Raw genomic sequence first — 22,964 nt, forward strand, 5'->3', positions numbered from 1 at the left:
CGGGGCTTGAACATCGGCGGGGCCAGCCTGACAGGTTGGCAGGCGTTTTTCAACAGGCTGCTAGGTGCTGCGCGGCCTTGATCTGCTGTCATGAATCAAGAAATAGAAATCTCAATCAAAACCACCGCGAGGCAGGTCACTTGGGCGATCAGGCTTATTGGCGCTCTAGGAGAAATGGCTCTCCGCCAGATTTGCTGGGGAAAGCCGATGCTTGGAATCCCTAGAAGACTGAACTTCAATGAGTTGAAAGATTTACGATGAGCCTGGTATGTGGCATTTTTCGCGCCTGCCCGCTCGTGGCTCCAATGGATCGGAAAAGCTGCGTCGGGCCCAGCTCGAGAGCCTTACCGCCCCAATTCGATCAGAGAATATGCGTAGGCAAATCTGACGGAGCGCCGGAGAAATGCTTCAGCTTTTTGAAAGTGTAGGCGATCCGGTGCCTCTGGAGCTAGATTACCTAGGCCAGCCTGGTGATCTCATAAACGACATGGTGGGGAGGACAATTGAGGCAATGGCCGGAATCAAAAACATGCTTGAAAACGAGAGCCAAGACGACGGTAGGGGGAGCTTGAGATCTGACTTCCAATTTAGGCGGGGAAGGTTGCAGGCAGAAGGAATTCAGCATCAATCACCATTGGATGAACAATATTTTTTCGGATTTTAAACTTTTCCTCTTGCTTTTGGCTCAACTTGGTATACTTGTATGCGCAAGCAAGTAAATGAGCTTGCTGAGAAACCAACCAAAACAACAAATGAATACTCCAATTATTAAACCAATCGATCCAGAAGCAGTTGAAGGGAAAGCCAAGCAATTACTCGATGGGGTGAAACGCTCGCTAGGAGCGACTCCTAATCTGTTCACAACTTTAGCTCATGCTCCTGCAGCTTTAAATGGCTACCTGCAGTTTTCTTCCGCTCTTGCTGGCGGAGATCTTCATCCCCAATTCCGTGAAAAACTTGCGCTTACCATCGCCGGGCTTAATGGCTGCGATTATTGCACTGCAGCCCATTCATTCATTGGTGATAAATCCGGGCTCAGTGGAGATGAACTTGCTCTCAACCGTCAAGGTCGTTCGGCAGACCTGACTAGCCAGGTTGGATTAGACTTCGCTGCAAAGCTTGTTAAGAACCATGGCTCAGTGACTTCCGAAGATGTTCAAGCCGTTCGTGACGCAGGTTTTACCGATGAACGTATCATTGAAATCGTAGCCCACGTTGGCCTCAATATCTTCACGAACTACTTCAATAGTGCCTTTGGCACGGAAGTCGACTTTCCGGCAATCGGGCCGATAAGCCAAGATCGAGTAGCATAAGAAAACTAGATATTTTTTTAAATTCGAAAACTTTCTTGCACAAGCAAGTTGAATCAGTAGTCTTCAACCATGTTTAATGACTGTCTCTATTTCAACCTCTCGTCAGTAAGTCGCAGTGTCACTGAGGCCTGCCGAGATGAATTTTCCCGTATAGGATTATCTCCATCTCATGGCTACTTGCTATTCGCGATGGTTGAGGAGAGAGGCTTGGGGCAAAAGGAATATGGCGAACTGTTAGATCTGGAGGCATCCACAATTAATCGTCTCGTTGAAACTCTTGTTGCCAGAGGATATGTTCTCAAAGAAGGCTCAGGAAGAGGGTCAACCATTGCAGTCACTGAATCAGCAATCGAAGAATACGATAGAATTTGTGAAGCGATGTCTCAACTAAAGCTCCGGCTTCAGAAAACTGTTGGTGAGAGCGATTTTGAAGCCTTAGTCGAAGGTCTCGGGAAAGCTCGATTAGCTTTTGAAAAGCTTAGTTCGTAATTCTTTTAGAGAAAATCCACCACTAACTAGTTAATTTTACTTGCTTGCGCAACCAACCTAAAACCGAAATCAATGAAGCACCATATAAATAAACTGATCCTAGCAGGGATTCTAACCACCACTACAATAATGAACGCAGAACAAAATATTGAACCTGAAAGTCGTGTCCGCTACGGGACCGAAAAAGTCGATGATCTAGACATCTTCTACCGCGAAGCGGGAGACCCAAAGAGCAACAAGCCCGCCCTTGTTCTTTTACACGGCTTTCCTTCATCCTCTCATCAATACCGCGAAGTCCTCGCCGCACTTGGTGATGAATACTACCTCATTGCTCCGGATTATCCCGGTTACGGCAATAGTAGTTTCCCAAGTGTCGATGAGTATGAATACACCTTCGATAATGTCGCCAAGACAATGGATAAATTCCTTATCCAGCGCGGCCTAAAGGAATACGTGCTCATGATTCAGGATTTCGGAGCCCCCGTTGGTTTCCGGATCGCCTTAGACCACCCAGAAAAGGTGAAGGGCTTTGTCGTCATGAACGGAAATGCCTACGAAGAAGGCATCGCTCCAGAAGGATGGGGCCCAGTGCTTGACTACTGGAAAGGCAAGACACCTGAACTGGAGAAAACCATCAAGGAAAACGTTTTCACCTTGGAAGGTATGAAGTGGCAATACACTCACGGCACTCGTAAGCCCGAATCAATCAACCCAGATAACTGGGTATTGGACTACTACAACATCTCCCGTCCCGGTGGTCACGAAATGGCATTGAAGATGTTCTATGATTATCAGAACAATCTCAAACTCTATCCAAAGTGGCAAAGCTATCTCCGTGAAAATCAGCCTCCTATGTTGCTCGTTTGGGGCAAGAATGACGCGTTCTTCCCTGTGCCAGGTGCAGAAGGTTACAAGCGCGACATCAAGGACATTGACTACAACATCTTGGATACCGGCCACTTCGCTCTCGAAGAAGAAGCACCCTTCATTATCCGCAAAATGCGTGGCTTCATGAAGACAAAAGTGAAGTAATCGTTCAACGGTGATCCCGCAAGGGGCAGCGTCACTCCACTCGGAAGACATGCCCCTTGCGTTTCTACCCTCCGCACTCTCGCCAAACTTCAAGTCACTATACATATCATGGCCAAAGGATTCCTATCTCGCTTGATCACTCCCGCTGTGCAAGATGCACAGGAGCACTACTACGGTCGTCCCCGCAGCCTTGTGAATGAAGGAGAAGATGCCCTTACCGAACGGGAAATCGACTTCATTGCTTCGCGCGATAGTTTTTACCTCAGCACCGTCAATCAAACAGGTTGGCCCTACGTGCAACATCGAGGAGGCCCCACTGGATTCTTAAAAGTAATCTCTCCGCAGGAGCTCGCATTTGCTGACTACACGGGCAACCGCCAAATGCTGAGTGTTGGAAATGTTACTGCCAACGACCGTGCCTGTCTCTTTCTCATGGATTATGCACGCAAAGCACGGCTCAAATTGATCGGCCACGTTGAAGTCCTGGATGCTCGTCAACATCACGAGCTTGTCCCAGACCTTGCTACCCCAGACATGCACGCAGCGGTCGAACGCATCTTTAAAATACGCTTAGTGAGCTATGACTGGAATTGTCCACAATACATCACGCCCCGTTTCACAGAAGCTGAAGTCAATGAAGTCATTACTCCCCTCGAAGACCGCATTGCTGAACTCGAAGCCCAACTCGCTAAACAAGGCTCATAAGCCACTACCTAAAATTTCATGACCATTTCTGACACTCATTTCGACGCCATCATCATTGGCTCAGGGACCTCAGCCTACTACGCGGCAACTGGGTTGCTCAAAGCGAACAGACGCATCGCTATCATCGACGAGCTTCCCTTCGGTGGCACCTGCGCACTGCGAGGTTGTCAGCCCAAAAAATACCTCATCGCCAATGCTGAAGCTGTTGCCAATGCCCAACATCTCATAGGTAAAGGCATCGAAGCTGCCCCGCGCACAGATTGGAAAGCCCTTCAGGCACTCAAAAATGAATTTCTTGAGGGGCGTTCCGAAGAAGATCTCAAAAGCTGGCAAGAAGACGGCGTCACGACCTTTCGTCATCGCGCCACTCTCACCGGACCTAACGAAGTGACACTCGATGATGCCCGCAAACTCACGGCCAACCACCTCATCCTCGCAACCGGATCCAGCCCCCGTCCAACCGACATCCCCGGATCCGAGCACATCCATATCAGTGACGATTTCCTCTCACTTGCAGAACTGCCGAAGCATATCACCTTTATCGGTGGAGGCTATATCAGCTTCGAGTTCGCACACGCAGCGATCCGCGCAGGCGCTCAAGTCACTCTACTACACCGCTCGACGCGTCCCCTCAATGGGTTCGACCCTGATATGGTGGATGTTGTCCTCGCAGCAAGTCGCGAAGCAGGCATCGAAATCCTGCTCGAGGAAGAACCAGTCTCTGTCGAGAAGACGGGTGCCTCTTATTTAGTCAAAACAACGACAGCACACACGATCGAGACAGACTTCATCGTATCGGCAACAGGGCGTCTCCCAAACCTCAGCGTTCTCAAGGGAGATACCGGAAACGTTGCTCATGGCCCGAAAGGCATCGAAGTCAACGACTACCTGCAAAGCACCACAAACTCCGCCGTCTACGCCATCGGAGACTGCGCATCCCACGGACTCATGCTCGCAACCGTTGCCGACGATCATGGAAAAATCGCTGCTCGCAACATTCTCGAAGGAAATACAACACCAGTCGATCACCGTGTCGTTCCCAGCGCGGTCTTCACCATTCCCACTCTCGCCACAGTCGGGCTCACCGAAGATCAAGCGAAAGCACAAGGCCTCGACTTCCGCATCAAACATGGCAGCCCCACGGCTTGGCCCTCCTCCAAGCGTATCGGTGAAACTCACGCGGCCTTCAAAGTCCTGATCGACAACAAAACCGACCTCATCCTCGGAGCCCACCTCGTGCGCCATAACGCTGCCGAAGTGATTAACCTCTTTGCGCTCGCAATCGCTTACAAAGTCCCAGCCAAAGACATCGCCAACTTCCTTTGGGCCTATCCCACCTCCACCTCCGACATCAAGTCGATGGTCTAAAGGCACAGAAACAATTCACTCAAATAACTAAAAACCAAAAAGAACTCTCACAAAAATGGAAACTCAAAGACCACCTTTGCCACCCTTCGACCACGAATCCGCCATCAAGAAAGTGCAAGCCGCCGAAGATGGTTGGAACGGCCGCAATCCGCAAAAAGTCGCGCTCGCTTACACTCCCGATTGCCTCTGGCGCAACCGCGCGGAATTCATTTCAGGGCGATCTGAAATCGAGAATTTCCTCACCCGCAAATGGGATAAAGAACTCGACTATCGCCTCATCAAAGAACTCTGGACTTACGGACAAAACCGCATCGCCGTCCGCTTCGCTTACGAATGGCACGACGACTCCGATCAATGGTATCGATCCTATGGCAATGAAAATTGGGAATTCGATGTAAACGGACTCATGGCGCACCGCATCGCCAGCATCAATGATCTCCCGATTCAGGAAGCCCAACGCAAATTTCATTGGGCACTCGGACCGCGCCCTCAAGACCATCCAAGCCTCTCAGACCTCGGACTTTAATTCCACAAAAGCTCATCACAAATAGACAGAACCAAAAATCACAATCACCACAATGAAAGTAGTAGAAACCAACTTATCCACCCGCCCGCCTCGTAGCCCTCGTGTCCGTTTAGGAGGCTTTGCGCACTTGCCTCGTTTAATCGACAAGGCGAGAGCAACCGCGAATGAAACCGCCGGAGACTATGTCTATGGAGACGATAGCTTACTCGACCGTGAGTTTTTTAATTTAACAGGAATTTCCTCAGAGGATTTTCTCGCAAAAGTAAGTGAAGGAGGAGGTGACTGGGACATCCTTCAGTGGGTTTTAGAGCATCTGAATCGCCCTATGGCACCCTACGAAATCCAGTCCTGGAGCCAATGGCTGGAAACCCTCCCCGGTTTAAGCCTTGGAGCTCGCGCTTGGTTTGCAGAATACGCAAGCAAGCTGAACCCGCCGCGTGAAGATGTAGCGACATTGTGTGATTATCTCGATATCGACGACTACCTCACTTTTGGCGGAAAAGCATAAACATTAAAACTAACATACAAAATAGAACACCATGAAAAATTCAATTACCCAAGCACTACGACTCGTTGTCGCCGATAATTATGCTCTAATTGGGCAAACGCACGTCTGTCACTGGAATGTTCGCGGTCCCTCTTTTTTCTCTCTGCACACCGCGTTCGAGGAGCAATACAATGAAATGTTCGTCGCTGTTGATGACATTGCTGAGCGCTTGAGAGCAATCGGTTCACTTGCTCCTGGAGGCTTATCCAACTTGGCAAATCTTGCGGAGATCAAAGAAATTTCCGAAGATGCAAGTGCCTCCGAGATGGTCCAACACCTAATCAAGGCCCATGAAAAGCTGTTGAAGGATTTGAAAGCAGCAAGAGACTGCGCACGGGATGCGGATGACTCTGAAACAGAAGACTTAATGATTGCTCGTATCCAAGTGCACGAAAAAACAGTCTGGATGTTAAAAAGCTATTTGGAGGTGTGAATAGAGTCTTACCGATACTCAAGGTTCAGCCCGTTGCCTGTTCCAACTCATGGGTGATAAACTCCTTTTCCATGAACCATACCGAGCCCCCAAGTGGGTTATAGCGAGCCGATCTATACACCACTTTCCCGTTTCAGAATGCTGAAAATGGATCGGTGCAGGTGCAGGTCTCCAGTTTCAGCACGCTTGATCAAAGCCATGAAGTATCCGGCGGGTTTTGTCACCGGGTCGCTCGTCCGCAAGGCGGCATGGTCGGTGAGGAGCACGCAAAGCGCGGCTCCTGTCCGTCCGAGAGCGATACAAGCATTGCCCCAGCTCTGCTGGCTGATCCCGAGAATGGGTCGAAGGCGTGCAGCGGCTTCGACGAAATCGCGCCAGTGGATCTGGCTGGTAGCGAGCGAGAGTTGCTCCCGGAATCTCGCGGAAGTGGCATGAAGCGCATGGGTGAGGGTGATGTGCTGAATCCCGGTGTCAGAAATCGTGCGCTTGCTTTGTCCTCGGCTGTGAACCTCCGGTGTTTCCTTCTTCGAAGGTGGTCGAGGTTCCTTCCTGGATTCGCTGTTACGTCTTCCTTGGAAGCCAATGGGCGAAGCCCCACCTGTATCTAATTTATTAGATTGAGAGTGATTTGTAGAATTGTAGTGGACGACATTCGCGGCGTCCTTGGACGACATTTTCATGGATTCTCTGCATGAAGAGGTCGTATCGCTCAGGTCATCCAGTCTGGCGGAAATGCGTGCGTGAAGCTCTCTGTGAGCCACGAGGATTCCCCGAAGCTCTTCGAGCTGAATGTGGGTGCGGATGGGCTTTGCCAATTCGCGGTAGCTCGTCTCAAACTCCTCGCATTTAGAAATCGCTTCCGGCTGGGCCTCCAGCTCGGCGAGAAGAGCGAGAATTTGTCGGCGATACCACGAGACCCGTCGCTTGGTTTCCATCCATTCACGATCATGCGCCTTCTTCTCTGCGAGCTTCTGCGCAAGCTCGGCCTTCAGATACGCCAACGGGGTAAGATCCACGCCGTAGGCGAAAAGAATGGCTCCTGTCTCAGCGCACCGTTGTCCGTAGCGACGATGATTGCCGCTGTCGTGCCAAGTCATCGCCCCCACCTCGAACAATGCCTGTTCCAGCCTCTGGATCTGGCGTTCTGAAATGGAGAGGTCAAGGGCGGTCCGGGACAAGGACTGGTAAACGATGGGGCTGTGCCCCTCGCTCCAGTCGATGTCACGGGTGAAGCTCATGTAATAATCGAGAAGCTCGATCATGCGGGAAGTGAATCCCGCGCTTTTTCCAATGCGTTTGACGAGTGTGAGCAAGTCATAGCGGTTGGTGTTTTCCTCCAATCCGAGGAAGCTCTCGGCTTCTTCGAGTGATTTGCGAAGCATCGGCGAGCTGACGCGTCCGCCTCTGGGTTGTGACGTGGTTCTTTGTGAGTGGATTTGAAATGTCTGCATGTGATTGTTCTCAGCTCCCTCAGCCTCACGCCGACGAAAGCCGTCGGCCTGAATCAAATACAACTTGCAATAAGGAACGCATGGAACTACTATAGGAACAGTAATCAGGAGTAATCCTCCACGTTCTGAACCGTCGCGCCAACGACGGTTTTTTCGTATCGGTGAAGTGAGGTTGCCTTTCCTCCTTTGCGTTGGTTGAAGGGCGTTCGGAAATCGAAGCCCTCGATTGAATGATCCAGTGAGGCCAAGCCGTGGCCGAATCAATGACTTTGAGCGAGGACACTCGCTCGTGAATGAAGCGAGAATCCTCGCCATCTATGATGGTATCTCATCGGATCGACGCTGTAAAGATGCCGGGTGTTTGACCGGGCTGAAGCCGGGAACGGTGAAAAAGTATCACTGCTACCGGATGAGAAGCACCTTCAGGCCGTTTCATAGTCAGAAACCAATTTGAAGACCATGAAAACTCTTAACACCATCAAAACTGCCTCCGTGCAGGACAAGCTCATCACAAAGAAGATGGCTGCTCAGCGGCTGTCAGTTTCGACAAGAACCATCGACCGCATGGCGGCTGAAGGTTTGCTGGAGAAAGTCTTTGTGGGTTCTGCTCCACGCTTCAGGAACAGCGACATTGATCGCATCGTCGAAAGTGGCCTGTAAAACGCCTTTCGCTTCTTGGAAGTATCCATCCGCCTCGCACTTCGCGAGGCGGATTTTTTTGGGTTTCGTGGCGCGCCCTGGTTGGCAGGCGGAATGCCGAAACCAAGGCTGACGCTATGACTTCACCAGATTGCCGAGTCCTACGGTGAGATGGCGGGTGTCATCGGCGTAGAAGCTCGCGGTCACTTGAATGCTCGAATGCCTCAAGAGCTTGGACGCGGCAAAAATGCCGTGCTGCTCGGTGATGAGACGACCGAACTCCTTGCGCAAGGTGTGAATCGGCTTGTTGTCCTCAACGCCATTCGAGCGAAGCCAGTCGAGCAAGGCTTTGAATTCTTTTTCGGCGCGATAGTAGCGGTAGGATTTGGAGATCTTCGGTGCCCGATCCGAACGGATCACGAAAACTTCACCTGCGGCTTCTTCATGGAAGGCTTTGAATAGAGCCATGACTTCCGGCTCGACCGGAATGTCGTCCGCTGATGCGTCGGATTTCAGACTGTGAAATTCGGAGTGCTGGACGCGGATCACGGATCGCTTCCAGTCGAACGCGGACCACATGAGCATGTCGATCTCCTTGCGGCGAAGTCCGACAAAGATCGCGAGAATGAAAATCTTGAACTGCTCCGGCTCTGCCTCCTGAAGTTCCTCCCCAGCTTTCGCGATGAGGTCTTCGACATTGACCTTGCTGTGGTAGCGGTTGGCACTTTGCCGGAAATACTCGACTTCCCGGAATGGAATTTCTTCGGGAAGCTCGATGCCTCTGAGCTGGCGAATGATCCGTTTACCAAACAAGGCTTTGGAATTCCTGATACAGGAATTCGCGGTTCTCTCCGCCCGCTTGCGCTTCAGAGGATCGGTTCCGGCTTTTTCGACATACCGCTTTTTCCACATGTTGATCTTGGCCGTGGTCAATTGCTCCAATCGGAAGCCGTCCACCTTCTTGCGCCATGCGCCTTGTCCGCCTTTGACGTAATCATACTTTTTGGGCGAATAGGGGATGTTGAGAATCTCGCCCACGATCTGACGAACTTTGCGTGCGTAGCTGTAAAGCGTCTCGGGATTGAGCGTGCATTGAGCCTCCACGGCCTCGATGTATTCGCCCAAGGTCGAAACCTTGGTTTCCTCTTCGGGCTTGGCTTTGAAACGAGCCACCGTTTCCGCCATGCCATTGGCTCTGAGAAAGAGGTAGATGTCCCGCGCTTTGCGGGCGGCTGCCGATTGGTTCTGAGAACCAAGATTGAACCATTCTTCGGATGAGCCGGAGAACAAGCGCACCTGCCATTCCTTAATTTCGACGGTCTTCCCACCGCTCTTGTAAGAGCGTTTCTTGAGACGGCTCTTCCAGTAGCGAACATCGTCTTTTCCAAGTTTGACAGCAGTCCCTTGCTTGTTCCACTGTCCGGTTTCTGTCCGGTTTTTCATGTCCAAAGTAAATCACGCCTGTCTCACTCTGTCGAACTCAAAACTTCATAAACAACTAAAAAAGAATCACTTACAAAGACAAATTGAGACAGAGCGAGACACAGCCAGAAACCGTAATTTACAAACTCATAATCCTTTGGTCGTGGGTTCAAACCCCACCGGCCCTACCCTATTTCCTTTCGACTGAAGGATTCGGGTGCGGATATTTTGGATGAGTTACCATCAATTAGGTATCATTCCAATCTACTCTCAGAATTCCACAAACTCCGCGCGTAAGTTCTCTACCTGCGTCCACACGCGATCTTAACGAGCGTTCATAAGATCGCGACGAATGAGCATCGCATGATTTTGTTGCTCCCCACCACCCGGTCGTCCCAACTCTACTCGCGCAAGGACAGTGAATCGGCAGTGAACATTCGTCGCTTTCGCGAAGTTGACTTTTCTATTCTCGGAAAGGAGCTGATTTATTTGGACATTCTTCGGATACGGGGGATTTTGCGATAAACCAATCTATTCATGTTACTGACCGTCATAGTCGTTGGAGCCGTTTCCGCAGCGCTTATTATTGGAGCGGTTTGGGGCATTTACGGTAAACTTTCCGGTCGGACGGAAGGTTTCATGGTCGCTCTGGCCGGGGGCGCATTAATGGTTTCGGCGATTCTCGAGCTCATCGAGCCTGCGACAAAAAATGCTCCGCTCGGCTGGGTGCTTGGTTCTGTTTTTCTGGGAGCTTTGGTATTTGTTGGCATGGATGTTTTGGTGAAAAAGAAATGGGGCAGCGATAGCGGAGGTGGGTTGCTTGCCGCGATCACCCTGGACGGAATACCGGAAAATTTAGCTCTCGGGGTGGCTCTCATTGGTGCCAGCCCGATGGCTGTGGCGGCACTTTCCGGCTCCATTTTTCTCTCCAATCTCCCGGAGGCAGCTGGCGGAGCCAAAGAGATGGCCGGGAACAAGCGGAAGAAAAAGGGGAGCCTGCTTCTTTGGATCGCAACTGCCCTGATTCTGTCGATCGCAGCGCTGGCAGGAAATCTATTATTGAAAGACACGTCACCGGAGATTCTCGCATACATCCGGGGCTTTGCGGGGGGAGCGGTCATCGCCTCCCTGGCAATTGAGGTTTTCCCCAAGGCGTTTAAAAAAGATAGCTATTATACGGGATTAGCGGCGGCTCTCGGCGTTATTCTGGCAATTTTTCTGAGTTCTTTTTCTAAATAAACTCCAGCAGTTCCGCCCTTTCGCAAAAAGCGCATAGCCTCTGAGACTAAATGCGGAGCTGGAAATGGGCATAGATGGCATGTTTTCCGCGTGTCCACATCACGCAGCCCGCAGACCAAGCGCCCGAACCTCGATTCCGTAACGACCATCAACCCTGATGGCTCGCATTACGTGCTTCATCCGGCGGATGTGAAGGGCCGTTTCACATTTTTCCGCAGAGTCTTTGGTTATCTGCTCATCGCTGTGTATGTGTTGCTCCCGTGGATACCGATCAATGGGGCGCCGGCGTTGTTTTTTGATGTGGAGAACCGGCGCTTCCACATGTTCGGGATCACCTTGTTGACCCAGGATCTATGGGTATTCTTTTTCGCGCTAAGCGGGATGGGTTTTATACTGTTCTTCATTACGGCCCTGCTGGGCAGGCTTTGGTGTGGCTGGGCCTGTCCTTATACAGTTTTCCTCGAGCATGTTTTCCGGAGAATCGAAAGATTCATTGATGGGGATGCCGCATCCCGCCGCAAGCTTGATGCAGCTCCGGGAAGCGTGGGAAAAACTCTCCGGCGCCTCGTGAAATATGGCCTTTATCTGATCGCTTCCGCGCTGATCGCCCACGTTTTCATCAGCTATTTCGTCTCACTGCCGCGGCTATATCAATTCATGCACGAAGGTCCGCTGCAGCATGGAGCGACATTTACCATCATCGCCGCGCTTACCGGTGTGCTGTATTTCTGCTTCGCGTGGTTCCGCGAGCAGTTCTGCATCATCATGTGTCCTTACGGGCGCATCCAATCCGCGCTTAGCGACGATGAGACTATTGTCATCGGCTACGATGCGAAACGCGGGGAGCCGCGCGGAAAGGCCACCAATCCCAATGCCGGCTCCTGTGTCGACTGCACCCGCTGCATCCAAGTCTGCCCGACAGGAATTGATATCCGCAACGGCCTGCAAATGGAATGCATCGGCTGTGCGGGCTGCATTGATGCCTGCGATGATATCATGCGGAAGCTAAAGCGTCCGACAGGGCTCATCCGCTATGACTCGACAAAAGGCTTGGCCGGTGAAAAGCGCAACATTCTGCGTCCGCGGATTATCGTCTATTCAGCGCTCGGACTCCTTGGATTGCTTGCCTTGGGAGCGACCGCTTATTTCAAGGCAAAACCCTTTTTTGCGGAAGTTTCCCGTATGAGAGGGGCGCCTTTCTACGTAGATCCTACAGTCGTAAGAAATCACTACAGACTGCGCCTTCAAAACAAACGCAATCAGCCTGTAGAATTCAAACTCACGCTGGAAAATCCCCCACCGGGTTTCACGCTCAGTGGCACAGGAGATTCCATCACGCTCGGAGCCATCGGTGAAACCAGCCGCCCGCTGGTTATTATCAATGACCGCGTTCACTACAAAGGCCCCACCGATCTCACGCTAAAAATCACTTCCACTCCCGGCAGTTCCACCGTCCGCCAAAATCTGAAATTTCTCGGTCCAAACCCCCGTCAACTCAAGTAATCATGAATTCCGAAACTCCTTCCACGTATCTAAAATTCCGTCCGTGGCTCTTTGTTATCGCGGCATTTCTCTTGTTAATCGCCGCCTGGAGCAGCCTGATATTCATCGCGGTAAAACACGCCCCGGAAACCATTACCGTCCAATCTTCCAACTCGGGACACTAAGCTTTTTAACCTGGAAAACTTGGATCCCGTCCATACAACTCTCGGCGCTCTGATCGCCGGTCTGGTCACCAGCGTCCATTGTGTGGGCATGTGTGGCCCTATTGCCTGTGGGATGGCAGCCATGCCGGCAACCGAGACTGAACGCCTGACAGCGATGACCGTATATCATGGCGCAAGACTGACCGCATATGCCACGATCGGGGCGATCTGCGGTGCGCTCGGGAGACAGCCTTTGGAATGGTTTTTCGGGTCTCCGGCCGTGCTTTTGCCGTGGGTTCTCGTCGCAGTATTTCTAATCTTCGGACTAGGCCTGGAAAAAAAACTGCCTCGTCCTCCGGCTTTACTGAAGTGGACCGCGAAAATGCGGTTCAAACTGGGGCGTCTTTCACCGGTGCGCAGCGGCTTGGCGATCGGGTTTCTCACCCCGCTACTCCCATGCGGACCACTCTATCTGCTTTTCGGTGCGGCGCTACTGACTGGCTCCGCCATGCGCGGCGCTGAGTTCGCGCTGGCTTTCGGGCTCGGCACCGTGCCCCTGCTTTGGCTAGCCCAGCATCAGCTAAAACACCTCCAGAAACGCTTCAAGCCCACCACGCTTGTCCGCATGCAGCGCTCGCTTGCCCTTCTTTCCGCCTGCATCATGGCCTTCCGACTGTGGGGGACCCTTCCTCACACCTTTGCTCCAGCCAGTGACAAGGCACCGGCTTCGCTTCCATCGTGCTGCCATTGAGCAATTTTTTCACATCTGTAGCAGCCAGCTATCCTTTCACTCCGTATGGCCACTTGCATCCACTGCGCAACTCCGTTTTCCGCTTCAGATCAGCTGGAGAAATTCTGCTGTCGCGGCTGCGAATATGTCTACGACCTGATTCATGAGGAGGGGCTGGATCGGTTTTATGAGCTCCGCAGCAGCTCAACCATACGTCCTGTTCGCAGCACTCCATTTGAGGCACAAGACCTCGCTTGGCTGGCGGAACACATCGCCAAAACCGAAGAGAACCACCCCGTCGGGCAGCCGGTGGAGGCAGATTTTTCACTCGAAGGACTTTCATGCGTGGGGTGTGTCTGGCTGGTGGAAAGCATCTTCCTCAGACATCCCGGCGCGTTGGAGGCATCCGCCCACCCCAGCACGGGCCTACTAAGGTTGCGCTGGTCTGCCGGAGAGATGGATCTAGCCGCTTTTGCCAGGGAAATTGCCTCATTCGGCTACACGCTTACCTTACGGAAAGCCGGCATGAGCCGCAGCGAGGCCCGCGAGCTCGGGGCAAGGCTCGGCCTCTGCGCTGCATTTGCGATGAACGCGATGGTCTTCACGCTTCCCACCTACGTGGGCATGCCGGAGGACTTCGCCTTCGCCGGAATCTTCAAGCTGGTGACCTTTCTCTCCGCCACGCTCTCAATGTTGGTTGGCGGCTCTTATTTTATCAAACGGGCATGGCACGCCGTCCTTTCACGGACTCCGCACATCGATCTACCCATCGCACTCGGCATACTCCTCGCCTTCGGAGGATCGCTCATCGGGTGGGCTTTCGATCTTGATGGGTTGATGTATTTCGATTTCGTCGCCACCTTTATTTTCCTGATGCTGGGCGGTCGCTACCTGCAGCTCGCAGCAGTCGAAAAAAACCGGAATCGCCTGCAACGCCGCCGCCCCCTGCCAGAGCATTTCTCTTCCCCGGACCGGGCGGAACCTATTTCGATTTCGGAGCTTAACCTTGGAATCCGTTTCAAGCTTCAGCCCGGCCAATCGGTCCCTGTCGCAGCCACCCTTGATTCGTCCGCTGCGGACTTTTCCCTCGAATGGATTAACGGGGAAGCGGAATCCCAAACTTTTCATGCCGGCCGCACACTTCCCGCCGGAGCCATCTACCTAGGGAAAGACTCCATCACCCTCACAGCCGGAGAAACCTGGGAAAACTCCCTTCTGGCCCGCCTCACCGGCTCTGACCGGACTGCCGCACGCATACCCGCGCTTGAGAAGATTCTTAGAATCTATCTCCTCGTTATCATTCTGGTGGGCTGCGCCGGATTTGGTGTCTGGCTGGCCACAGGAACCGCAGCCGAGGCCTTGCAGGTGATGATTTCCGTATTTGTGGTCTCATGCCCCTGCGCATTGGGAGTCGCTTTGCCCCTGGCCGATGAGCTCGCCAGCTCCCGCATGGAACGCGCGGGGGTTTTCATCCGGGAAGCTCAGATCTGGCCAAGGCTCTGTACAATCAGGTCTATCATCTTCGATAAAACAGGCACCCTCACCCTCGAACGCCCGGTTTTGAAAAATCCCGAAGCTTTGACGGCTCTGGACGATTCCGGACGCCTGGCACTCGCCCGCCTTACTTTCGGCTCCCTGCATCCCGTTTCCCGCAGCCTTCTAGAGGCATTGGGAAAAAAAGGGCAGGAATTACTTCGTTCCGCACCGGGCGCAACCGTCGAGGACGTTCCCGGGCTGGGAAGATTTTTCGAGAACGATACCGGCAAGTGGTCCCTTGGACGCCCCGGCTGGGCAGCTGGCAAACCGCAGACACTTTCGCCCCACGATGCGGAATTGTCGCATAACGGGGAACCGATCGCGCTTTTCAACTTCAGCGAAATGCTGCGTCCGGACTCCACCCAAGCACTCCGGAATCTCAAAGCCAGCGGACACCGCCTGATTATTTTATCCGGAGATAACAAGGAAAAGGTCGCCGCCGTGGCTGACTCCCTGGGTATCTCCAGGGACGATGCCCATGCTTCGCTTTTCCCGGAGCAGAAAGAGGAAATCGTCCGCAGGCTGGACCGACAGGATACCCTCTATCTAGGCGATGGAGCAAACGATTCACTCGCGTTCAATGCTGCCTACGTGACAGGCACACCGGTGGTCGATCGCAGTCTTCTCGAATCAAAATCCGATTTCTTTTTTCTCGGGCAAAGTCTGCAATTCCTCCCCGCTATGCTCTCTCTCGCCCGGCGCCGGAAGCAGACCGTGAGAATCGCCTTCAGCTTTGCCCTGATCTATAATGCTGCTGCAATTACCACAGCCTTGTTGGGTCATATGAACCCGCTCCTTGCAGCGATCATCATGCCGTTGAGCTCCGCCATCTCCCTTGCAATCGTTGCCCGTGGTCTCAGAGGCAAAGGCTGATCGTTCATGCCCCTTAAAAAAACGGCTCTCACCCGTGCGAAGCGGGAGAGAGCCGTGAAAGCAGATACAAATTTTACGTTGAAACCGCACCTTTAGCGGCGACGGCGGCGGATCAAACCCAGAGCTCCCAGAGCTGAAAGAACTGCCACGGAAGGCTCGGGAACATTGATTGCCACGTTGTCCAGGATTCCACCGGAGACTACCTCGGAGCCATCAACGCCGGCGTTGAATTTGACCGCGATGTAGTCGAAGTCCTCCATGTTCACCCCGCCAAGATTGAGATCGATCGCAGCCGTGCCCAGAACTCCCGCTGTGCCGGTGAAGGTTCCGAAAGCGGTAGCGGAGGTGTTGCTTCCCGAACTGCCATCCAGGAGGTTGGTCCATGTTGCCAGGCCGCCCAGATTTCCAGGCTTATAGTCGCGGCCGTTGATGGCATTGAAAAACTTGTCCGCCGCGTCCGGAGTCGCTCCCTCGTTGATCTTGAATCCAAGGATCTGATAGGTGACACTCAAGGAATCCCCAACTGCGGAATCCGGTGCAGTCCAGTCAAAAGATAGCTGGAAATTGTCAGTTCCCGTCTGGCCCGCGATCGGAGAGAATGCGGATGCCACACCCCGCCCATAATTCGAGCCAACAGTCGCTTGCTCATTCGAAAAGGTCTGGGTTGTGGAGCTCCCAGAACCCCACGTGAAATTTTTCGCTTCCCAACCTTGGTTCGCTGAGCTGAAAGCCAAACTGTTTCCGTTAGCAAAGCGGGCGTCTCCTGAGAAATCTCCGAAGGCGATCAAGGCAGCTTGGGAGCTTGCCGTAAATGCGGTTGTCGCGGCCAGCGTGATGAGTAGTCGTTTCATAGAAAAATAAATATGGTTTTACGACCGATCTCCTCCCGGCGAATCCTGAAAAGGAGGATATATCGGTATCTTCTATCCCAACCCCTACGCCGATTGCCGTCTACCTATGATCCCGCATAAAATATAATACATCCCGCGTTTTTATAAACAAATCGGTAAAAATTAGCCGATTCCAAAACAGTCGGAAGTTGCTAGGCGGATGAAAGCTGTCTACGTTCTGCTCTGAACGCCCAAACCACATCAGAGAAATGACAAGCGACCCGGATCACTTCAATCATGCACTTCAGGAAAAGGTGCTGAAGTCCGAGCTTTTTACCACCTACCAGAACGCTTTCCGCTGCGCCACAGGGTTGCCGCTGAGATTTGTCCATGCGGATGCGGATATTTCCTATCTTTGTGAACAAGCGGAAAATAGCAGTTCATTTTGTGACAAACTCAACCTATGCGAGAGTGCCTGCAAAGCCTGTATGGAGGTGAATCGCAGACTCAACGAGGACGCTAAGATAAACGGTCCGACAACCTGTCATTGCTTTTCCGGCATGACTTCCACTGCGGTCCCGGTGATGTGTGGTGGAGCGATTATAGGGATGTTGCGCACCGGACAGGTTTTCCACAAAACTCCTGATGAGCAGACCTTCTCCGCCGTTGCGAAGACTTTATCGAGGCAAGGGCTCAAGCCAGAAGATGTGAAAGCGCTTCACGATGCCTGGTTCAAGACGCAGGTGATAGATCCCGAGCGATATCAGGCGATGGTCAATTTACTTGTCACCTTTGGAAAACAATTGAGCAGCTATGCGGAAAAGTTGGCGCTCATCAGCGATGGAAGTGAGCCTGCCGCTGTGGCACGGGCGCGGAAGTTTATCGAGAACACGCTGGCAGATCCCCTGCCGCTTTCACTTGTCGCCAAACACGCCGGACTCAGCGAGTCCCATTTCTGCCGGGTCTTCAAGGAATCCACCGGGCTTACTCTGACAGACTACGTGAATCGCAGGCGGATTGAATGGGCAAAGAAAGAACTCCTGAAGCCGGAAGCCCGCGTCTCTGAAATAGCGTTCCATATTGGTTATCAGTCGCTCTCTCAGTTCAATCGAAGTTTCGCCAGGTTCACTGGAAATTCTCCGACGAACTTCCGCCGTGAAGAACTGGCGAAGGCGACCTCCTTGTCTGCGGGCGGTTGATTTTTACTAAAGAACAACCATCAAAGCATGGATGACACCCGGGAGCCACATGATGATGGTGAGGATGATATTTAAAACGAAGCTTTTCCCAAAGCCGGAATGCAATCCCACCGCAAGCGGAGGAAAGATAAAAGCGAGAATAACTAGAAGGATTTTGTTCACTGGTGCTGCTTGTGCCATAATATTGATGATTGGTTATGCTCCGTAGCTCTGGGCACGGAGTCATGGAACGTTTTCGCATTCGACGTGCCGCAGGTGCAAATCCCTGGCAAAAAGGCCCAGAAGCGCCTTTTTCCATGGGCTGAAGAGGATTGACCAACTTGGGCGCTACAGCACCCCACGATCCATAGAGCGGCAATAGTGCAATCTTCGCTGAATTAAACATTGCACATTGCACGAATCCTCAGTGGAGCGCACATTACGGAACCTACAAACTCAACGACTGACGGCAGTGCCAAACAAGGCACGCTGCCTGCAATAAGGATTTTCTATGAAAATTGGTCCAACTCACTTGAAGCGCTACAAGGATGTCGCAATGTTGTTTCTCAAACACGGCAACTCCGAACTGGCAAAACAAGGAGACTTTGCGTCCAGCACAGATATCGAAGAAACCCAAGGAAAAGCCTCGGCAGAAGACCTCGCAAACGACCTTGAGAAACTGGGGCCGACATTTGTGAAGATCGGACAGTTGCTCTCCACCCGGAGCGACTTGATTTCCCCCGTTTACATGGATGCGCTCAGTCGCCTGCAGGACGATGTGGAGCCTGTGCCTTATGAAGCGATCGAAAAGGTGGTTCAGGAGCAACTGGGAGTGAGAATTTCGAAGGCCTTCGAATTTTTTGACAAACAACCAATAGGCGCGGCGTCTCTTGGGCAAGTTCACCGGGCAAGGCTGCGCGGAGGACGCGAGGTAGCGGTAAAGATTCAGCGTCCCGCCATCCGCCAAGAAATCATTACCGACCTGGAAAGCCTTCAGGAAATCGCCGACTTTCTGGATGACAACACAGATTTTGGGAAGCGTTATGAAGTTGGCCGGATACTTGCGGAATTCCGGACCAGTTTGATGCGCGAGCTGGATTACCAGAAAGAAGCCAGACATCTGAAGGAACTCAAAGAAAACCTCCGCGAATTCAAAAAATTGGCCATTCCGGAGGTGATTGATGATTACAGCACCTCAATGGTTCTGACTATGGATTATCTAGCCGGCAGCAAAGTGACTTCCCTTTCAGGCACGGTGTTAGCGGACCTGGATGGTGAGGTGCTCGCGGACGAGCTTTTCCGCGCCTATCTGCAGCAAATCCTGGTGGATGGCTTCTTCCATGCGGATCCGCATCCCGGGAATTTGCTACTTACTCCGGATCACAGAATCGCCATTCTGGATCTGGGCATGATCGGACGATTGAACCAGCGCCTCCGCGATCAGTTGGTTCACCTGCTCGCAGGAATAAGCCATGGGGATGGGATACAAACCGCAGAAGCCGCCATCCGCATCGGGGAACCTCGTGCCGAAGGGATTGACCGAGCTGGTTTCATAAACCGAATCGAAGATCTCGTCGGGGAGTCCCACAAGAGCGATCTCGCGGGTCTGCAGATTGGCAGTATCGTGCTGCTGGTCATGAGTGCGTGCGCCGATTCCGGCATCCGCATCCCCGCGGAAATCAATCTGCTCGGGAAAACCCTGATGAATCTGGACCGGGTGGGGATCGCTCTTTCACCTAGATTTGATCCCGCCTCCGCGATCCGCAGAAATCTCGAAACCATCTCCGCCTCACGGGTGAAAGATTCATTTTCGATCGCATCGCTGATGGGGGCAATGACGGAAACAAAGGATTTCCTGGGTGCCCTCCCCAGACGGATGAACGAAATCCTGGAACTGGTGGCGACAAACAAACTTCGGGTAAAAGTGGATTCGATCGATGAACACAAACTGATGCTCGGTCTGCAGAAAGTGGCGAACCGTATCACGATCGGTCTGATCCTATCATCCTTCGTGCTAGCGTCATCCATGCTCGCGCGCGTGGGAACCAGTTTCCGTATTTGGGGCTATCCGGGGCTTGCCATGATCTTTTTCCTCATCGCGGTCATCGGCTCCTTCATCCTGATCGCGAGTATTTTGATCAAAGATGAATAAAAATCAGAAAACCTGGCACGGCCTGTGCTTAATTATGATCGGCGGTCCGACTGAGACGCCCTGGGTTATTGGGTTTTCCCTGGGGATGATCGGTCGGGCCGCCTTTAATTTCTTCCGATAAATAGACGGATGCACATTCCAAATTCCGTATTATACTGGACTGAGAATGACCGAGACAGAGCCAACCATCGAAGCGGAAGTCGTCGAAATAGACGGGATCGCCGTAGACCCACGTGCAGCAGCGGATCATACCAGGCAGGAGTGGAAGGATTGGCGGAAATGGCAGGGAAAAGTAAGACAGCTGGACGCGAGATGGATGCCGTTATGGATCGTCCTTGGCTTTATCCTTCTCGTGTTGGTGGTAGCCATAGGGATGTGCGCCGCAGTCCTGTGGCTAGGCTATAAATTCGTGAAGAACATACTCGGCGGAATAGCCTCAGTATTTATTCCAAGCCATGAACTCCAACGGCGCTGATTCAGCTGAAGGAACGGCCGATCATCAAAAGTCTCAATCCATTCAGGCAAACCAGAACCGTGCTGCCCTCGTGACCGACAACACCCACGGGGAGAGGTAATGAAAAGCCTAGCGACGCTGCCAACAAAACCAATATGACCGCCGAGGCGAAGATCAGATTTTGCATCAGCACTCTCCTGGCTCTTCTCGAATGACTTAAAAGGAGAGGAATATTTTCCAATCTATCACCCATCAATACCACGTCCGCCGTCTCCATGGCCACATCTGTCCCAGCCGCGCCCATGGCCACGCTTAGGTCTGAAGTGGCCAGGGCCGGGGCATCGTTCACACCATCCCCGATCATCATCACACGACCTTCCTTTTTGAGTTGGCGGATGATGTGGAGCTTGTCTTCCGGAAGTAGCTCGGAAAACACCTCATCCACTCCTGCCTCCCGTGCGATGGACCGGGCTACAATGCCGTGATCACCGGTAAGCATCACCACTTTTTTCACGCGGAGCTGATGGAGCTTTTCTGTCAATGTCCTGGCTTCTTCCCGGATGGTATCGGCCATCGCTAGGACAGCGATCGCCTCCACCTTGTCATCTTTTTTCGTCCCCATCCATACGCAGCTGCGTCCTTGCTCTTGAAGCTTCTTCGCTTCTCTCAAAAGCTTCGCAAGATTCACGGCATTTGCCTCGCGGAACCATCTTTCGCTACCGATGATATAACGGATGTTTTCAATCGTAGCCTCGGCTCCCTTACCTGTGATTGACTGGAAAGCTGTCGCTGAAGGCAGTTCCATTCCCATCTTTTCCGCAGAGCCGACAATCGCATGGGCCAAGGGGTGCTCCGACCTCACCTCCAATGCAGCGGCCGAGCGAAGGATTCCCCTTAAATTATCAGGCAGTTGCCCATCGAACCCGAAGATTCCGTCTAGTGTCACTATTTCCGTAAGCGAAGGCTTCCCGATCGTCAGGGTGCCTGTCTTGTCAACAGCTACGATATCGATAGTAGCTGCCCGCTCCAGATGCGAGCCACCCTTGATCAAAATTCCGCGCCGCGCCGCACCACCGACAGCTGACAGGACTGTGGCGGGCGTGCTGATGATCAGTGCGCATGGAGAGGCGACGACCATGACCGTCATCGCCCGATAAAATGCCGCGGAAAAGCTCTCCCCCCATAGCGCCCAGGGAATCAGGAAAACGCAGCCAGTGAAAAGAATCACTCCCATTGCGTAATACTGTTCCGCTTTCTCCAAAAATCTTTGCGTTTTGGATTTTTCGGCTTGGGCTTCGGCCACCAGTTTCACCATACGCGCAAGGGCAGAATCCTCGGAACGCTTTGTTACGCGTAGCTCGATGCCACCGCTTTGATTGATCGTTCCGGCAAAAAGACTGCTACCAATTTCCTTGGAGACCGGCATGGACTCGCCTGTTAACGATGCTTCATCCACGTGTGTGCTGCCTTCCGAAAGCTCGCCATCCACAGGGATTTGTTCGCCGGGCTTTACGACAACCGTCTCGCCAATTTGCAAATCCTCCACACGCACCAACTCGGTGCGGCCATCGCGCTTCACGTGCGCTTGCTCGGGCCTCAAGGTAAGCAGGGATTCGATCGCCCGATGGGTGCGCTCCATCGCATACCTCTGCAAAACATTGGAAAAACTGAACAGGAAGAGGAGCAACGCCCCCTCGAAAGGGGCCCCAACCACCGCAGCACCGAGAGCAGCCAGAACCATTAGGACATCCACATCGAGAACGCGCTCGCGCAGGGAAGCAATCGCAGACTTCACGCCTTCCTGCCCCGCGAAAAAATACGCAAGGAAGTAAAATAAACCACTCGCCCAAGGTGCCGCCAGGTATTTGCCTGCCAGCAATGCAGCTATCAAAAACATCAATCCGAGAGCACAGGAAATTTCCTCATTGAGACGCCCAGATCGCAACTCTTCCACAAAAGATTTCCGCTTCCTCTTACTCACCTCCAAAGGTGCGAGATTCGCCCCGGTTTCCCGCAGCCCGGATAAGACCTCGCCTTCCGGAGCCAGCGATGAGTCAAAGGTCAGACAGAGAACTTTTCCCAGATAGGTTGCCGTTGCCCGCCGGACGCCGTGGATGGCTTCCACCTTTTTCTCTAGCCTCAAAGCACCCGCCTCGCAGCCGGAACTCTCCAATCGGAAGCTCAGCTTTTTCAAATCCAATGCCACACCGCCGGCATCAAGTTCCGCAGCTTTTCTAAGATCTGCCTCGCTCAGCTGATCGGGATCATACGCAATCTCCAGGCGACCATGCTTTGGATCCGCATTAACTTCCAGAATCCCCTCCCGGTCGGCCAATTCGTGAATATTTTCTCCGAGAATGTCCGGTATCGAGGATTCGTTCTTCATTCGGATTATTGATAC

General features: G+C 52.6%; 22 protein-coding genes. 17 read left to right on the forward strand and 5 right to left on the reverse strand.

The genetic code is table 11. The features are described 5' to 3' along the window. Positions 1-752: 752 nt before the first annotated feature. The 8 genes from ACFSSA_RS01295 to ACFSSA_RS01330 all read left to right on the forward strand — a co-directional run bounded on the left by ACFSSA_RS01295 (position 753) and on the right by ACFSSA_RS01330 (position 6,413). The gene (locus ACFSSA_RS01295) at positions 753-1,313 is read left to right on the forward strand and encodes a carboxymuconolactone decarboxylase family protein (protein ID WP_386817958.1); all 561 of its coding nucleotides are present in this window, start codon (positions 753-755) and stop codon (positions 1,311-1,313) included. Positions 1,314-1,382: 69 nt separating this feature from the next. After that, positions 1,383-1,802 (forward strand): MarR family winged helix-turn-helix transcriptional regulator, encoded by a 420-nt coding sequence (locus tag ACFSSA_RS01300; RefSeq protein ID WP_386817959.1) that lies wholly within the window; start codon positions 1,383-1,385, stop codon positions 1,800-1,802. Positions 1,803-1,931: 129 nt separating this feature from the next. After that, positions 1,932-2,834, forward strand: a complete 903-nt coding sequence (locus tag ACFSSA_RS01305; protein ID WP_386817960.1) for an alpha/beta fold hydrolase — start codon at positions 1,932-1,934, stop codon at positions 2,832-2,834. Between the two features lie 108 nt (positions 2,835-2,942). Beyond that, on the forward strand, positions 2,943-3,539 hold the full coding sequence (locus tag ACFSSA_RS01310) for a pyridoxamine 5'-phosphate oxidase family protein (protein ID WP_386817961.1): 597 nt from the start codon (positions 2,943-2,945) through the stop codon (positions 3,537-3,539). An 18-nt stretch (positions 3,540-3,557) separates the two neighbouring features. Beyond that, on the forward strand, positions 3,558-4,907 hold the full coding sequence (locus tag ACFSSA_RS01315) for a dihydrolipoyl dehydrogenase family protein (RefSeq protein ID WP_386817962.1): 1,350 nt from the start codon (positions 3,558-3,560) through the stop codon (positions 4,905-4,907). A gap of 55 nt (positions 4,908-4,962) precedes the next feature. Next, a complete protein-coding gene (locus ACFSSA_RS01320; protein ID WP_386817963.1) occupies positions 4,963-5,433 on the forward strand; it encodes a nuclear transport factor 2 family protein in 471 nt (156 codons plus the stop codon). Positions 5,434-5,485: 52 nt separating this feature from the next. Further along, positions 5,486-5,941 carry a DUF5069 domain-containing protein gene (locus tag ACFSSA_RS01325; protein WP_386817964.1) on the forward strand — a complete coding sequence of 152 codons (456 nt, stop codon included), beginning with the start codon at positions 5,486-5,488 and terminating at the stop codon, positions 5,939-5,941. A 31-nt stretch (positions 5,942-5,972) separates the two neighbouring features. Continuing rightward, a complete protein-coding gene (locus ACFSSA_RS01330) occupies positions 5,973-6,413 on the forward strand; it encodes a Dps family protein (protein ID WP_386817965.1) in 441 nt (146 codons plus the stop codon). 113 nt (positions 6,414-6,526) lie between these two features. Here ACFSSA_RS01330 and repC read toward each other — a convergent pair whose 3' ends face one another. After that, complete coding sequence (repC, locus tag ACFSSA_RS01335) at positions 6,527-7,795, reverse strand: plasmid replication protein RepC (RefSeq protein ID WP_386817966.1); 1,269 nt, start codon at positions 7,793-7,795, stop codon at positions 6,527-6,529. 528 nt (positions 7,796-8,323) lie between these two features. Between repC and ACFSSA_RS01340 the strand changes: the two genes are divergently transcribed. Next, entirely contained in the window at positions 8,324-8,524 is a 201-nt protein-coding gene (locus tag ACFSSA_RS01340; RefSeq protein WP_386817967.1) for an excisionase family DNA-binding protein, read from the forward strand. Between the two features lie 114 nt (positions 8,525-8,638). On the opposite strand, the gene ACFSSA_RS01345 is transcribed toward ACFSSA_RS01340, so the two are convergent. Then, positions 8,639-9,946, reverse strand: coding sequence for a tyrosine-type recombinase/integrase (locus ACFSSA_RS01345; protein WP_386817968.1), 1,308 nt, complete (start codon positions 9,944-9,946; stop codon positions 8,639-8,641). 516 nt (positions 9,947-10,462) lie between these two features. Between ACFSSA_RS01345 and ACFSSA_RS01350 the strand changes: the two genes are divergently transcribed. From ACFSSA_RS01350 to ACFSSA_RS01370, 5 genes are all read left to right on the forward strand, one after another. After that, positions 10,463-11,164: a ZIP family metal transporter gene (locus ACFSSA_RS01350; protein WP_386817969.1), complete on the forward strand. Its 702-nt coding sequence runs from the start codon at positions 10,463-10,465 to the stop codon at positions 11,162-11,164. Between the two features lie 90 nt (positions 11,165-11,254). After that, positions 11,255-12,667 (forward strand): cytochrome c oxidase accessory protein CcoG, encoded by a 1,413-nt coding sequence (gene ccoG, locus ACFSSA_RS01355; protein ID WP_386817970.1) that lies wholly within the window; start codon positions 11,255-11,257, stop codon positions 12,665-12,667. A 2-nt stretch (positions 12,668-12,669) separates the two neighbouring features. After that, positions 12,670-12,831 carry a hypothetical protein gene (locus ACFSSA_RS01360; RefSeq protein ID WP_386817971.1) on the forward strand — a complete coding sequence of 54 codons (162 nt, stop codon included), beginning with the start codon at positions 12,670-12,672 and terminating at the stop codon, positions 12,829-12,831. Positions 12,832-12,850: 19 nt separating this feature from the next. Further along, on the forward strand, positions 12,851-13,561 hold the full coding sequence (locus ACFSSA_RS01365) for a sulfite exporter TauE/SafE family protein (protein ID WP_386817972.1): 711 nt from the start codon (positions 12,851-12,853) through the stop codon (positions 13,559-13,561). Between the two features lie 45 nt (positions 13,562-13,606). After that, the gene (locus ACFSSA_RS01370; protein ID WP_386817973.1) at positions 13,607-15,949 is read left to right on the forward strand and encodes a heavy metal translocating P-type ATPase; all 2,343 of its coding nucleotides are present in this window, start codon (positions 13,607-13,609) and stop codon (positions 15,947-15,949) included. Positions 15,950-16,041: 92 nt separating this feature from the next. Here the strand turns inward: ACFSSA_RS01370 and ACFSSA_RS01375 are convergent, their stop codons facing one another. After that, positions 16,042-16,800 carry a PEP-CTERM sorting domain-containing protein gene (locus tag ACFSSA_RS01375; protein ID WP_386817974.1) on the reverse strand — a complete coding sequence of 253 codons (759 nt, stop codon included), beginning with the start codon at positions 16,798-16,800 and terminating at the stop codon, positions 16,042-16,044. 248 nt (positions 16,801-17,048) lie between these two features. On the opposite strand from ACFSSA_RS01375, the gene ACFSSA_RS01380 reads away from it, so the two are divergent. After that, positions 17,049-17,978 carry a helix-turn-helix domain-containing protein gene (locus tag ACFSSA_RS01380; protein WP_386817975.1) on the forward strand — a complete coding sequence of 310 codons (930 nt, stop codon included), beginning with the start codon at positions 17,049-17,051 and terminating at the stop codon, positions 17,976-17,978. A gap of 6 nt (positions 17,979-17,984) precedes the next feature. On the opposite strand, the gene ACFSSA_RS01385 is transcribed toward ACFSSA_RS01380, so the two are convergent. Beyond that, positions 17,985-18,158, reverse strand: a complete 174-nt coding sequence (locus ACFSSA_RS01385; protein ID WP_386817976.1) for a YqaE/Pmp3 family membrane protein — start codon at positions 18,156-18,158, stop codon at positions 17,985-17,987. A gap of 310 nt (positions 18,159-18,468) precedes the next feature. Here ACFSSA_RS01385 and ACFSSA_RS01390 point away from each other — a divergent pair, with 310 nt between their 5' ends. After that, complete coding sequence (locus ACFSSA_RS01390; protein ID WP_386817977.1) at positions 18,469-20,109, forward strand: ABC1 kinase family protein; 1,641 nt, start codon at positions 18,469-18,471, stop codon at positions 20,107-20,109. Positions 20,110-20,275: 166 nt separating this feature from the next. Next, the gene (locus ACFSSA_RS01395; RefSeq protein WP_386817978.1) at positions 20,276-20,584 is read left to right on the forward strand and encodes a hypothetical protein; all 309 of its coding nucleotides are present in this window, start codon (positions 20,276-20,278) and stop codon (positions 20,582-20,584) included. A gap of 1 nt (position 20,585) precedes the next feature. Here ACFSSA_RS01395 and ACFSSA_RS01400 read toward each other — a convergent pair whose 3' ends face one another. Then, positions 20,586-22,949: a heavy metal translocating P-type ATPase gene (locus ACFSSA_RS01400; protein ID WP_386817979.1), complete on the reverse strand. Its 2,364-nt coding sequence runs from the start codon at positions 22,947-22,949 to the stop codon at positions 20,586-20,588. Positions 22,950-22,964 lie beyond the last annotated feature (15 nt).

It is taken from the genome of Luteolibacter algae (assembly GCF_042683045.1).
Lineage (GTDB): Bacteria > Verrucomicrobiota > Verrucomicrobiia > Verrucomicrobiales > Akkermansiaceae > Luteolibacter > Luteolibacter algae.